The 14,573-nt window shown below is 41.9% G+C and carries 10 protein-coding genes; 4 read left to right on the top strand and 6 right to left on the bottom strand.

The genetic code is table 11. The annotated features are described in order from the left end of the window. Positions 1-168 precede the first annotated feature (168 nt). From PR795_RS06520 to pta, 4 genes are all read left to right on the top strand, one after another. The gene (locus tag PR795_RS06520) at positions 169-909 is read left to right on the top strand and encodes a MurR/RpiR family transcriptional regulator (protein ID WP_272516741.1); all 741 of its coding nucleotides are present in this window, start codon (positions 169-171) and stop codon (positions 907-909) included. A 281-nt stretch (positions 910-1,190) separates the two neighbouring features. Continuing rightward, complete coding sequence (locus tag PR795_RS06515) at positions 1,191-2,747, top strand: PTS transporter subunit EIIC (RefSeq protein WP_181480324.1); 1,557 nt, start codon at positions 1,191-1,193, stop codon at positions 2,745-2,747. 11 nt (positions 2,748-2,758) lie between these two features. Further along, on the top strand, positions 2,759-4,129 hold the full coding sequence (locus PR795_RS06510; RefSeq protein WP_006662512.1) for a class-II fumarase/aspartase family protein: 1,371 nt from the start codon (positions 2,759-2,761) through the stop codon (positions 4,127-4,129). 464 nt (positions 4,130-4,593) lie between these two features. Next, positions 4,594-7,827 carry an autotransporter Pta gene (gene pta, locus PR795_RS06505; RefSeq protein ID WP_036976130.1) on the top strand — a complete coding sequence of 1,078 codons (3,234 nt, stop codon included), beginning with the start codon at positions 4,594-4,596 and terminating at the stop codon, positions 7,825-7,827. A 58-nt stretch (positions 7,828-7,885) separates the two neighbouring features. Here the strand turns inward: pta and PR795_RS06500 are convergent, their stop codons facing one another. The 6 genes from PR795_RS06500 to ugpB form a co-directional block, all read right to left on the bottom strand. Next, the gene (locus tag PR795_RS06500; protein WP_036976352.1) at positions 7,886-8,857 is read right to left on the bottom strand and encodes an Rpn family recombination-promoting nuclease/putative transposase; all 972 of its coding nucleotides are present in this window, start codon (positions 8,855-8,857) and stop codon (positions 7,886-7,888) included. Between the two features lie 209 nt (positions 8,858-9,066). Further along, positions 9,067-9,810, bottom strand: a complete 744-nt coding sequence (ugpQ, locus tag PR795_RS06495; protein WP_006658521.1) for a glycerophosphodiester phosphodiesterase — start codon at positions 9,808-9,810, stop codon at positions 9,067-9,069. Further along, entirely contained in the window at positions 9,807-10,877 is a 1,071-nt protein-coding gene (locus PR795_RS06490; RefSeq protein WP_006662509.1) for a sn-glycerol-3-phosphate import ATP-binding protein UgpC, read from the bottom strand. The genes ugpQ and PR795_RS06490 overlap by 4 nt, the downstream gene beginning before the upstream one ends. 2 nt (positions 10,878-10,879) lie before the next feature. Next, entirely contained in the window at positions 10,880-11,725 is an 846-nt protein-coding gene (ugpE, locus tag PR795_RS06485; protein ID WP_006658519.1) for a sn-glycerol-3-phosphate ABC transporter permease UgpE, read from the bottom strand. After that, positions 11,722-12,609, bottom strand: coding sequence for a sn-glycerol-3-phosphate ABC transporter permease UgpA (gene ugpA / locus PR795_RS06480; RefSeq protein WP_272516740.1), 888 nt, complete (start codon positions 12,607-12,609; stop codon positions 11,722-11,724). Before ugpA ends, ugpE begins: the two co-directional genes overlap by 4 nt. A gap of 68 nt (positions 12,610-12,677) precedes the next feature. Continuing rightward, on the bottom strand, positions 12,678-13,991 hold the full coding sequence (gene ugpB, locus PR795_RS06475) for a sn-glycerol-3-phosphate ABC transporter substrate-binding protein UgpB (RefSeq protein ID WP_181480326.1): 1,314 nt from the start codon (positions 13,989-13,991) through the stop codon (positions 12,678-12,680). Positions 13,992-14,573: the final 582 nt, after the last annotated feature.

The raw sequence follows: 14,573 nt of genomic DNA, 5'->3' as shown, positions 1-14,573 counted from the left end.
AGTCATTCACATCAAAAAAACTCTCGGAAAACCTGCATAAAATACGGCTTTAACGTATAATCAACGCTGTTGAGCTTGTGCTCACTTCACACAGTGTCGATATCATCATAAATAACACGCGAACCCAGACTAAAATGGGCTTTTGATACTCTATTGATCAGGTGAGATATGCTGGATTTTCTAAAGAATTATGACAACTTAACCGTCAGTGAAAAAAAAGTATTAAAATATCTTACCGATAACATTGCCGATATTCCCTACTTAAATATTAATGAATTAGTTGCCAAAACATTTGTATCTAAAACAGTCATTATTAACTTATCCCAGAAATTAGGGTTTAGTGGGTTTAAAGAACTAAAATTCCAAATTAATAATCACATACTCTCACAGAATAAAGCTGAGAAAAAAAATCCAACGTCATATAAAAAGCAGCTCGAAAATAATATTCATAAAACGTTCACGCTGATTAATGAAGACCAAATTCGGGACTGTGCGAAAATATTGCACGGTTCACGAAATATTTTCCTAGTGGCACGAGGAACCAGTAAAGCCGTCGGCTATTATCTCGAGCATTTACTCTTCTCCCTCGGATTACATTGCTTTTTTATCAATGATTACAACCTTTCTGACTCCTTTACTCGTCTGGTTAACCAAAATGATACCGTCATTTTTATTTCTCTTTCAGGCGGTACGAAAAAGATCATCGAAACCGCCAAAATCGTTCAACTGAAAGAAGCCAATATCATCAGTATGACCGCCTTTCATACCAATGAACTCACCGCATATGCGAATAACACGCTTTTCTGCTTTGCCGACAGTTATGACACCAAACGCGATGATTCAAAATCGAGAACCGGATTTTTTATTCTGGTAGATTTACTTATTAATGAATTAGAAAATCTACTGTAAATACGTTCCTCTATTCTCTTTTATTTAGCTTAAAGTTAGTTAATTACGCCTCACTCAATTATTTTTGATATTTTTAAAATAATTATTTATTTAAAAAATCCCTAATACATTGATAAGAAAATCATTATCAACATGATTTTTAAAGATTTACTTTATTTAAATGACCTAGGTCTTAAAGCATGACCTGAGATAATATTTAAAACCGTAACATCATTTCATTTAAAAAACCCAGTGCTAGTATTCCAGTTAATTTCAATAATTCTTCGTCATTAGGAAAAAATATGGCTAAAAGAAAGTTTGGTGAGTCAATCCAGCGCTTTGGTAGGACACTGCTCCTGCCAATCGGGGTTCTGGCTCCAATTGGTATGATACTGGGGATCAGTGGTGCATTAGTTCAAACCTACATGATTGCTCGATTCCCTTTCCTCGGCAATGAAACCGTTAACGCATTACTTGTCAGTATCCGTTCTATTGCGGGCGTTATCTTCGACAATATTCCATTACTGTTCGCCATGGGGGTCGCGTATGGAATGAGTCAGCGCGATAAAGGAATCGCCGTCTTCGCCTCCGTTGTGGGTTACCTTTCGTTGGTCATCACCATGAATATTTGGTTGGTGCTCACCGGTAAACTGGCGGATCCGGCGATTATGGGTCAAGTAGGACAGATTAAGGTTTTAGGTATTCAAACCTTAAACATCAGTGCCGCTGGGGGAATTATTACAGGGTTAATTGGTGCATGGGCCACCGATAAATTCTATAACCTCGAGCTGCCAACCGCCTTCGCTTTCTTCTCAGGTAAAAAATCGGTTGCGATTATCATGGTCGGTTTAATGATCATGGTCGGTGGAACATTACCGTTTATCTGGGAAGTATTAGTTCAAGGCTTGATGAAGCTTTCTGCCGTCTTCCTAAGTCCTGTCGGTCCATTCTTTACCGCAGGGGGTGAACGTCTGTTTATTCCATTCGGGTTACACCACGTTTGGAACGTTCTGTTTAGATTTACCGAAGCTGGTGGTACCTATGTTATTGATGGACAGACCTTTGTCGGTGTCGTTCCAGCCTTAACAGAAGTGTTATTTAAGCAAGGTCCAAGTAGTGAATACTGGGCAATGATGCCAAGCCTGACGCGCTTTATGGCGCAGCAACAAATGCTGGTGACGCTGTTCCTATTCCCTGCCATTGCATTAGCTATCTATAAAACATCGAAAAAAGAGAACCGCGCTGAAGTTAAATCAATGTTGGTGACCATGGTGCTCACCGCAATGCTCGGTAACGTTACCGAACCGCTCGAATTTACCTTCGTGTTTATCGCACCGCTGCTGTACTTAATCTATGCCATCATCGTCGGTATTGGTGCAGTGTTGTTGTCATTCGCTGGCGTTGCTATCGGGTATATCCGTGGAACCGTGTTTGACTTCACTATCTTCGGCCTGCTGTACGAACACACTAACTGGATATTCTTAGTGCTGATTGGTGGCGGCTTAGCCGTGGTGACTTACTTCATCTTCTACTGGGCGATTATCAAATTTGATATCAAAACCCCAGGTCGTGAAGAGTCTAGCAACCTGAAAAATACTTTAATTAAAGAAAAACGTTATGGCGAAATCGCCGAGATCCTTGTTGAAGCCTTAGGCGGTAAAGAGAACATTCGTAACGTAGATAACTGTATTACCCGTATGCGTATTGATGTCGCAGAAGTGAATAAAATTGATAAAGATTTAATGTTGGAATCAGGATGTACCGCATTCTTCTTTCCATCGGCAAACCACGTCCACGTAGTGTATGGACCGAAAGTTGAATTTGTTCGCAACGCTGTTGATGAGTTCATGAAGAAATAAAAGGATATATGATGAGAGCCTTATATGATTCTAAGAGTAAAACTATCGATGACCGTGGCATAAAAGCCCTGTTATCGGATGAAGCCAAATACAATACTTGGCTGATGTTTGAATCCATGTTAGCTCAAGCGCAAGCTGAAGCGGGGTTCATCCCCCAGTCAGCGGCTGATGAAATTAAAGAAAAAGCGGTTATTGAGAACATTGATTTTGCAGAGATGAGCCGCATTTACCAAAAAATTGGGCACGGCTTCGTTCCCTTCTTAAAAGTATTGGTGAATGCATGTTCTGAAGAGAGTGGTAAATACATCCATTACGGCATTACCACTCAAAATATTCAGCAAAGCTCGCAGCTGTACATGATGAAAACAGTCCATAATAAATTTATGCTGCTGTTAAGTGAGATCATCGAGAACTTATCAGGTCTTGCTGAAAAAACGAAACACATGGTGATGCCGGGTAGAACCCATGGGCGCCACGCTATCCCAATTACTTACGGGTACAAAGTGTCCGTGTGGATCAGCGATTTCATCGACTGCTACCAACGAATGAAAGAGTGTGAAAAGCGCGTATTTACCATCATGATGGGCGGTGCTGTAGGTGCATTTAACTCTATGCCGGGCATTGGTTTAGAAGTGCAAAAACGCGTTGCTGAACTGACCGGCATGCACGCAATGGAAGTACCATCGCGTAACCTAAGTACCCATAAACTCGAGTACATGGCAAACTTAGCGCTGATGGCGAATATCTGCCATAAAATCGGGGAAGAAGTTTATAGCACGACACTGGAAGAAATTGCGGAAGTGTCTGAAGGCTTCACCAAAGGTACCGTGGGCAGCAGCACCATGCCACACAAAATCAACCCGAAACTGGCGAAAGGGATTATTGCTAACTCCCAGAAATTGTATTCACTACCGAGTGTTGGAATGTACTCCGCAGTTAGACCGTATGAAGGTGATAGCAGTTCTTACATGCTATTTGATGGACTCATCGAAGAAGCACTTGAGCTCACGACGGAAATTCTGTTAAGAACTGAAGAGCTTTCTAGAACGATAGTGCCTCATGAAGAGAGAATGTTACACAACGTTCTTAGAAACAAAGGGTTAGATAATACTGAATACGTGATGATGAAAATGGCAGAGAAGCTGGGTAAAGATAAAGCGCACTCATTACTGTATGAAGAAGCCATCAAAACTGCGGCGGATGGTGAGGATTTTTATACTAACCTGACCAAAAACAAAACTATCACAGACGCTTTTAGCAATGATGAAATCAAAGCCATGCTAGACCCTCGTTCTTACATTGGTCTGTCCGTTGAAATTGCAGAAAAAGAAGCAAAACGTGGTTTTGCAGCCGCACAAGAAATTAAAAAGCTTTATAAGTAATTATTAGCTTCCTAATTTTATTTTAAAGATAGCCTTCATTTGAAAAAATGGGGGCTTTTTTTGGTTATAAAAATATGAATATTGCTAAATAATAGAAAATAATTAATTACCCTTAATTAAGTAGTCGTACTTAAATCCATTAATAAAAAACGCCTGTTAATAAATAAAGCTAAATTGTTGCCACTCTTGATTTATTCTAAAAAAATATATTCAAATTTTAATTTCATGATGAAAAAGCAGAAGTTAGTTTAATTCCCCACATGAAATTGTCATTTTATTTGTTCTTTTTACGTACCATTAATCTGGTTTTATTGTGATTAGCCAGTCAATAAATCTACTTTATGGATAAATGATAAAACTTTGCGATGACGCTCAAGTATTTATTTTTAGAAAAAATAGATTATCTCAGCGATTCTGTTTTTGATTCTTAATGATGGTTATTTATTGATAATAAAGGTATCAGAATGAACAAAGCACAAAAATTCGCTGTATCTTCACGCAATAAAAATAAAGCTGTAATAAATAAAAATATTTTCCAACTCTCGATTATTACCTCTGCTCTATTATTTTCTGGTTATACACTGGCTTACTCTGAAACTGGGCAACTCGGTGATAAAAATAGTTGGGAAAGCCAAGAATATAAAAATGATTGGGGCTTAGCCGCCATGAATGCTTCTAGTGCATACGCGCTGGGATATCATGGACAAGGCGCTAAAATCGGAGTCATGGACTCCGGTGCGTTATTATCTCACCAAGAACTGAGTGGTTCCCGCTTCCACGCCGTTAAAGCCAAAGGTGAGTACGGCTCAACAGGTATGCGTTACCCACAAGAATTAGGCGGTCACTATGAAAAAGGCCAAGCCTTCGATGTGACTGGCGATTGGATCAAAGGCGTGAATGATACTCACGGCACACACGTTACAGGTACTGTTGGCGCGAATCGAGATGGTGAAGGCATGCATGGAGTTGCATGGGGATCGGATGTCTATGTGGGCAATACCGGCGCTACCGATAGCAACAACTACGGACCTTATCAAGACTACCAATATTTCTATACTGGCTGGAAAGCCATGGTCGATGCGGGCGCTCAAGTCATCAATAACAGCTGGGGAACTAACCCAAGAATTATTGATGCTGGTAAAACCGTCGGACCGGATGGTGGTAATACTAGCGTGCATTTACCCGTAGATACCACTCAACAAACTGAATACGAATATTTTTACTTCAAAAAAATCTATGGAGATAATCCATCCTTTGTGGATGCCGCCTATGATGCAGTGAAAGATACCAATGTGGTACAAGTCTTCACGACAGGTAACCGTGATTTCAAAAACCCGTACTACCGCCCTCTCTACCCTTATTTCAATCCACAAGCTGAGAAACATTGGATTGCCGTTGCGGGTTTAAAACAGACCGCAGATAAGACCGGTTATGAAATTGAAGGTATGTTCAACGAAGCGGGCAACGCCAAATGGTGGACCGTGGTTGCACCGAGTCGTTATATCTATTCCAGTGTCGTCGATGCCGATGGTAATCCAGGTTGGGATACTTTCAGTGGCACCTCAATGGCTGCACCACATGTCACGGGAGCCATGGGCGTTTTGATGTCCCGCTACCAATCCATGAATGCTCTGCAAGTGCGTGATGTCATGTTCACGACCGCTAACCGTTATAACCCAGATGGTAGCCTCTATAAAGACTGGAAATCCGCTGATGGCGTACCCGATGAGCGCTATGGTTGGGGTACCCCTGACTTAGAAAAAGGCATGTATGGTCCGGGTCAGTTCTTAGGTAAATTCGAATACCAGTTAGATGCCGTACCACTTGATGTGTGGAGCAATGACATTACCCAAGCAGCGCTTGATCAACGTGAGCAAGAAGATCTGGCTTGGCTCGCTGACTATAAAGCCAATGGCATTGATGCAGGTGGCGATTACAATCTGGGTACCGATTTTGTGGTAAATGACGGTAATCCAGATCCAACCTCGCATATTATTGACAAAGAAGAGGCTAAAAAATGGCGTCAGGAGTATTACCAACAACGTGCCGATGCTATTCAAGCAAAAATCGATGCGGGTTTATACGATGGTTCTTTAGTCAAAACGGGTGAAGGCTCGCTGGTAATGACGGGTGACAATAGCTACCGTGGCGGCACAACAGTTAAACAAGGCTCACTGTTCGGTTTCACTGAGTCATTTGGCACGGCTGATGTGAACGTCAATGGCGGCACAATTAGCGTACTCAATCACTATAATGACCAGTTTACTCAAAAAGGTCAGTTAGTCTCCAATGAAAGCCATAAAGCCAATATCAACATCAACGACAACGGTACCTATTTAGTCACCGCAGGTCACAATGTAAATGTTGGGAATATGACCTTAAATCAAGGGGCTAAACTGGATATTGCTGCGGATAACATTGGGCAACTGAAAGACGTTTATCTCAATGACAATACCGTACAAGGTACTGTGAATGCTGATAATTTAGCTGACAACCGTGCTAAGTCAAAAATGCTCGCGAATGCCGCACCTAATGCAGTAAATAATGACTATGCCTTATTCCAAAAAGAGGTTTCCGTCAAAGACAACACCATTACGGGCTCTCTGAGCAAAAAAGCGGATACCTCATTTGCTTCATTTGCCAATAATGAAAATGGTCGTTCAATTGCTAACGTACTAGAAAATAACGCTAAAGGTCAGCTATTTGATGCAACGCTACCAATGAGCGCACAAGATCTTCGTCATACCTATCAATCATTAGGTAGTGATATGTACCTCAATGCTAACACGGCTAGTGTGGTTAACGTTTTAGGTCTAACTCGAACAGTGAAAGATCAGGCAATCGGGATCGGTCATGGTCGCTATGCTAACCTTGAAAATAGCAATGCACGCATCTGGATGACAGGTGTTGGTCAATGGGGCAACCTTGATTATGGTTACAGCAATATGGATACCGATTTCTACGCGGCATTAGTCGGTGCAGAAATTGATGTTGCCTCACATACCAAAGCGGGGCTGTTCTTCGGGGCAGGCTCATCTAAATATAAAGCCCATGAGTACGGTAAAATTGACAGCAATGACCTGCATGTCGGTGCCTACGGTGTATCTAATATCCAGAATGTTGCTGCCATTAATTATGGTGTCACACATACTAACCAAGATCGTGATGCGAAACGCACATTATGGGTTGGTCAAGATTCAGGTTACAACTCCAGCAGCTATGATGCGAAAATTACTCAACTCTTCGTGGAAGGTGCGTATACCCAATTGAATAATGATCAATATTCGATTGAACCCTATGCTGGATTTAACTGGTTACATGTCACCAGTGACAATCTGCATGAACAAGTGGGTAATATGCAATTCACCACTAAAACTGACAACCAAGATATCCAAGTTGGTACTGTCGGTTTACGTGGTGGCTACCCATTCGCCGCGGGTAACGTTAATTTAGCCCTGAAAGGCGATGTTTCAGCCAGCCACTTATTTGGTGATAATCGCCCTGAAGCCATGCTGTTCTTATCAGATACTGGTGAAGCCAAAATCCGTGGCGGTAAGCTGGATAATCTGTTTGGAATTGGCTTAGGTATTGATGCTCAACTTAACAAATCGACGACTCTCGGCGTATCTTACCAAGGTCAATACAACAGTGATGTCAACTCAAGTGGTGTGAATGCGACATTAAAAATTAACTTCTAATACAATAGATTGAAAAAGGGCAGAGTTCACTGTTACGTTAACTCTGCCCTGTATTATTTTAGCGCATAGCTTGTATTTCAGAATGTGGTAACCCTGTAATTTTACTGATAATGTCAATACTTAAGCCAAGGTCCAAACTGGTAATAACTTGAGTGTAAGTTCGCTGTCTAGCTATCGCTTGCTCCTCTTGCCGAGCTTCTTCTCTTCCTTCTGCTTTTCCTTCTGCTTTTCCTTCTTCTCTACCTTTTATTAAGCCTTTTTCTAACCCTTCATTTCTTAAACGGTCAGCAATCGTCATGACAGTCTCCTGATACCCTTCGGTTTGTTCAATTAATGTTTTGACTATCTGAGTGTATGTCGGGGTATCCATCACACTAAACAGATAGTTAATGATTAAAATCACATCATCACGGTGGTTTTCATTCTCACTAATCACCTGAGCTAAACGCTCGGATAGCACTATCAGGTCATCCCTCAATGTAGAATGTTTAAGCACGAGCTCCATTGCAGCAACTTTTCGGTGATTCACAATTTCATCGTCACTCGCTACCGTCACGTCCACCAGCGGCAATGGATTGCAATAGAGGTCATAGGCTAAATCTGCCCACGGAAAACAATCAGTCCATACCTGTGAATAGGGATAAGGCGACTGTTTCCCATGATAAAACAAGATAGGTACCACCAGTGGTAATGCGTTATTTCCTTGCTGCAAATGTTGGTTCATTGCACAGAATGCATAGTGCATAAGCCGCCATCCCATCAGCTTATCGGGGGTAGATTGATGTTCAACTAATAGGTAGAAATACCCTTTTCCCTTGAGAGTTTGAACAGAATAAAGCATATCTGAAAAACGAGACCGCAAGGTTTTATCGATGAATGAAGCACTCGCTAGCTTCAGTGTATCCAAATTACAAAGTGGTTTAATGCGGTTCGGAAGATAGATTTCAAAGAAATCTCGCGCATTATCGACTTTGCTCATAAAACCTTTAAAAGCCGAATCATGGGGTCTAGCAATGAGCTGCATTGTCATATCTACTGCCATCCTTATCCGTGTGATGACGAGATACTAACCAATATTTTCAAGAAAAAGGAAAAAAGTTAATCCTAATTACCGATAATCACTTGACAAACTAACTCATTGTTTTTAATTGAATAAATTACTTATTTACACAATGGAAAAGCTCCCCCAATAAGCAATAGGCTTATTGGGGGAGCTTTAAAAACAAAGGGATTGCTGTTCTACTTTACAGGGAAGTTTGGACCGATTAGATCAATACGATCGGTACAAATTGCATCCACCCCCCAGTCTAATAATAATTTAGCGCGATCAGGGTCATTCACGGTATACACCAAAATAAATAAGCCAGCACGTTTCAAAAGATCAACTCGCGCTTTATCCAGTAAAATGTGATCCAAATGAATAGACACACAATCTAAGCGCCCCGTGAGTTCTCTCCAATCTTCACGCCACTCTTCGAGTAGTAAACCGCGTGGCAATTCGGGGGCAGCGGCCTGAGCCGCTTCAAGGGATTCAATTGAAAATGAAGAGAGTAATGGCGCTGTTTGCCCCTGCCACCATTGACGAGCAGCGAGAGCCACCACAGTTCCTGTTTCAGTTTCTAAGCCCGTTGTGGGTTTAATTTCGATGTTTGCCATCATGTTATGTTGCTGGCAACGCTCCGCGACTTGTGACAGCAATGGCAAGGGTTCATGAGCAAACTCTTGGCTATACCAGCTTCCCGCATCTATTTTGATTAACTGACTCCAATCGAAATCCCCCGCAATACCATGCCCATTACTGGTGCGCTCAAGGGTATCATCATGAAGCAGAAAAATTTGACCATCGCGGGATAATTTAGCGTCAAACTCAATCATCGTATGACCATATTTTGCTCCGACATCGATGGCGGCAAGGGTATTCTCAGGGGCTAATTTTCCACCACCACGATGAGCAACAATTTTAGGATAAGGCCAAAGATTCATAAACGGTGTCCATATTGAGTATCAAAAAAATGCTGATGGGCTTCAGGAAGATGAAGCCATAGTGTTGTACCTACTTGGGGTCGATGTTCGTGACCAAGACGTACAATCACTTTTTGTCCAGCCCACTGACCATGCACAAGATTATCGGCACCTAACATTTCGAGTGTGTCGACTTCAAGGGGAATCCCCCCTGATGATTCAGAGCCTAATTGCAAATGTTCCGGTCGGATACCTAACGTTAGCGCATGCCCTACCCACTGTAAATATGTTCTCTCTAGAGGTAATTGCATTCCACCGTTTAATTCAAAACATGCGCCATCAGTACTTATTTTTCCTTCCAACAAATTCATCGCGGGGGAACCAATAAAGCTTGCCACAAAACGGCTAGCAGGACGTTCATACACCTCGACTGGTGAACCAATTTGCTCTGCGATGCCTTTATTCATCACCATCACTCGCTGAGCCAATGTCATCGCTTCCACCTGATCATGCGTGACATACAAACTGGTAGTTTTTAAACGTCGATGTAGTTGCTGTAGCTCAAGGCGCATTTGCACGCGTAATTTTGCATCGAGGTTAGAAAGCGGTTCATCAAACAAAAATACCGCAGGATCGCGGACAATCGCACGCCCCATAGCCACCCGTTGACGTTGACCGCCAGAGAGCTCTCTAGGCTGGCGCTTTAATAAACCATCAAGTTCTAAAATACGGGCTGCATCCTGTACTTTTTGACGAATGATTTCTTTCCCAAGCCCGCGAATTTTTAATCCCCACGCCATATTTTCTTCAACACTCATATGAGGATAAAGCGCATAATTCTGGAAAACCATCGCAATACCACGCTCTTTTGGCTCCAATTCCGTCACGCGTTTTCGGTCAATCCAAATGTCCCCACTGGTCACTTGCTCTAGCCCTGCCACCATGCGTAATAACGTGGATTTTCCACACCCTGAAGGTCCCACCATAACAATAAATTCGCCATCGGCGACATCTACCGTAAGCGGCTTAATGACTTGATTTTTTCCGTCCCAACTTTTGGTGACGGCTTGAAGCTTTAATTCTGCCATGGTTATTTCTCACTATCGACTAAGCCACGTACAAAAGCACGCTGCATCGCTAATACAACAAGAATAGGAGGAATGAGTGTCAGCAACATTGCTGCCATCACTTGGTTCCATTGTGTTGTCCCTTCTCCAGATGCAATCATGCCTTTGATCCCAGCCACTGCTGTTCCTAAACTCGGATCTGCGACGATCAAAATCGGCCACAAATACTGATTCCAACCGTAGATAAACGTGATCACAAATAGTGCGGATAAGTTTGTTTTAGACAATGGCAATACAATGTCGCGGAAAAAACGCATTGGGGAGGCACCATCAATACGTGCGGCTTCAATTAACTCATCCGGCAACGTCATAAAAAATTGACGAAACAAAAAAGTGGCAGTGGCTGATGCCATCAACGGTAAGGTTAACCCAGAGTAACTATCCACCATGTTTAGGCTGGAAATGACCTCTACTGTAGGAAAAATACGGACTTCTACAGGCAACATTAACGTAATGAAAATCATCCAAAAAAATAGACTACGGCATGGGAAACGGAACCAAACAATCGCAAACGCTGATAGCATCGAAATCGTGATTTTTCCTATCGCAATTACCAGCGCCATAATGGCGCTATTCACCAGCATTAACCAAAATGGTGCACTGTTTGCTGCGACGCCGTTATTCCAGATATAGGTCAGGTTTTCCCATAAATGGGTACCAGGGATCAGCGTTATCGGAGTATCAAAAACCGCTTTATCGTCCAGCGTCGCGGCAACAAACGCCACATACAGTGGAAATAAAATCACCAAAATTCCAAGTATCAGCATTGAGTGACTAAATAGGCTCAACCCTCGATTTTTTTCAATCATTGGTAACGCACCTTACGTTCGATAAAACGAAATTGAACTACCGTTAAGATGACCACCAATCCCATCAAAATGACTGACTGTGCTGCGGATGAAGAGAGATCGAGTCCCGAAAAACCTTCACGATAAATTTTATAAATGAGTGTTGTGGTTGCTTGTACAGGTCCCCCTCCCGTTGCCGCGTCAATCACCGGAAAGGTATCAAAAAAGGCATACACCAAATTCACGACCAGTAAAAAGAAGCTAACAGGGGTAATCAGTGGTAAAGATATTTTAAAGAAGCGTCGAATAGGACCCGCACCATCGATTGCAGCGGCTTCCATCAGAGATTTAGGAATCGACTGCAACGCAGCAAAGAAAAACAAAAAGTTATAACTAATTTGTTTCCAAACTGACGCTAGAACCACTAAAAACATGGCTTGCCCACTGTTTTGTGCATGGTTCCAATCATACCCAATCGCCTCCAAACCATAGGTGATTAATCCTCTTCCTGGGCTAAAGAGAAACATCCATAACACCGCCGCCACAGCGGGAGCTACTGCGTAAGGCAACAGCATCAATGTTTGGTAAAAACGACTCCCTCTCACCACATAGTCAACTAACGCAGCAAAAAAAAGTGAAACCACTAACCCACACCCCGCGACCCACACACTAAAAATCATCGTGGTATAAAAAGAGTCGACATAATAGCTATCGCTAAAGAGTTGAGTGAAATTTTCCAATCCCACAAATTCACTGGATAATCCAAAAGGATCAATACGTTGTAGGGAGTACCATAGGGCTTGCCCTGCGGGCAAAATAAAGAAAATGACCGTAATGATTAATTGCGGCAACACGAGGACATAAGGCAACCAGCAGGAGCGAAATACGGGACGAGATGATGACATAAGCAACCCAATAAATCAGATGTGATGCAGCGCCCCTCTGCATGCCATCAGAGGGGCGAAAGGACTCATTACTGAGTGGATTTTTCAAAGCGGCGTAATAATTGGTTACCCCGTTCAACAGAAGCATCTAATGCTTGCTGTGGGGTTTTCTTGCCGGACCATACTGATTCCAACTCTTCATCCACAATGGTACGAATCTGTGGCATGTTCCCTAAGCGTAATCCTTTGGTATAAGGGAGAGGTGCCTTATTGAGCATTTGACGCGTGGCAATATCTGCACCGGGATTTTTGTCATAAAAACCCGACTTTTGGGTTAATTCATATGCCGCCGTGGTAATCGGTAAATACCCCGTATTCTGGTGCCATTTTGCGGCATTCTCAGGCTCAGCAAGGAACTTCATAAATTCCGCAACGCCTTTATAAGTTGCGGGATCTTTGCCCCCCATCACCCATAAACTCGCACCGCCAATAATGGCATTTTGTGGCGCAGTTGGAATTTGCGCGTCGTATGGCATCATACCAACACCAAAATCAAACTTGGCGTGTTTACGGATATTGGCAAGAGAACCGGAAGACCCCGTAATAATGGCACAATCCCCGTTATAGAATTTTTCGGTTGGCTCATCTTTACGTCCTAAATAACTAAACGTCCCTTTCTTATTCATGTCTTGTAGCAGTTCAATGTGCCTTACGTGATCTTGTGTATTAAATACCAAAACTGCATCCGTACCATCAAACCCATTATTTTTCGTTGCAACAGGTAACCCATTCCATGCACTAAAGTTTTCGATTTGAATCCATCCCTGCCAGCCACTCGCATAGCCACACTTCATTCCCGACTCACGTAATTTTTCAGTGTATTGAGCAAGGTCTTGCCATGTTTTTGGTGGCTCATCTGGATTCAAACCTGCTTTTTTGAAAGCCTCTTTGTTGTAATAGAGAACCGGCGTAGAACTATTGAAAGGTTGAGATAACAGGTGACCTGTTTTTGCGTCGCTGTAGTAACCGGAGACGGTAGGAACAAACTGGGATTCATCGAAAGCAATGCCGGCCTCTTTAAAGACTTCATATACTGGCTTAATGGCTTTAGATGACATCATCGTTGCCGTGCCCACTTCATAAACTTGCAAAATAGCAGGGGCATTACCGGAACGAAATGCGGCTATTCCCGCAGCAAGGCTTTGTTCATAATTCCCTTTATAGGTAGGAACCACTTTGTAATCAGGATGCGTTTCATTAAAGCGAGTGACAAGGTCATTCACTTCTTCACCAAGCTGCCCCTCCATTGAATGCCAAAATGGAATTGTGGTGGCTGCTATTCCCTGACTACTAAACGCAAAACCAAGCATCAGTGCTAGAGCCGACTGTTTTATCGATGCCATGCCAATTTCTCTCTTTTATGATGACTAAAATTTATTCGCTGAGATTTACACTGAAATGTGCGAATTCACGCAGCTTATGTTCGAGAGAGAATTTATCACCGAGAAATGACAGAAATATCGCCAATACATGACAGACAGATGACAGCCATATCTCTTGCGAATGACGTTTACATGACAATCGACGTGTTTTATTTTCTCGCTATATTACAAATAAACACGCGATGTAATTTAAAGCATTTGTTTTTGATTATTGAATAATGACCAAATAACAAAAAATAGGAAACATGAATAATAAAGTAAAAAAAGATGCGAGGAATAATTTTGCGGAAATTGTCATTCTATACATATTAATCACCCTTATTTTTATTTAAAATAATACATAAATAAAAACAAACTTGAGAACAAGTCTATTCTTGACGTAATCATGCAAATAAATTTAATTTCTCATTTAACTTTAGGGTAATAATGAAATAACAACAAATATTTAATACAATAAAATCAATAAACCAATAATAACCTACCAAACAAGCCATCTAATGATGGTCATTTTATAACTACTTATAAATACATATATCAATAGAA

Origin of the sequence: Providencia sp. PROV209 (genome assembly GCF_028479485.1) — a bacterium.
GTDB classification, from domain to species: Bacteria; Pseudomonadota; Gammaproteobacteria; order Enterobacterales; family Enterobacteriaceae; genus Providencia; species Providencia alcalifaciens.
The sequence above is the reverse complement of the archived record's forward strand: the minus strand, read 5'-3'. Positions and strand labels throughout refer to the sequence as shown.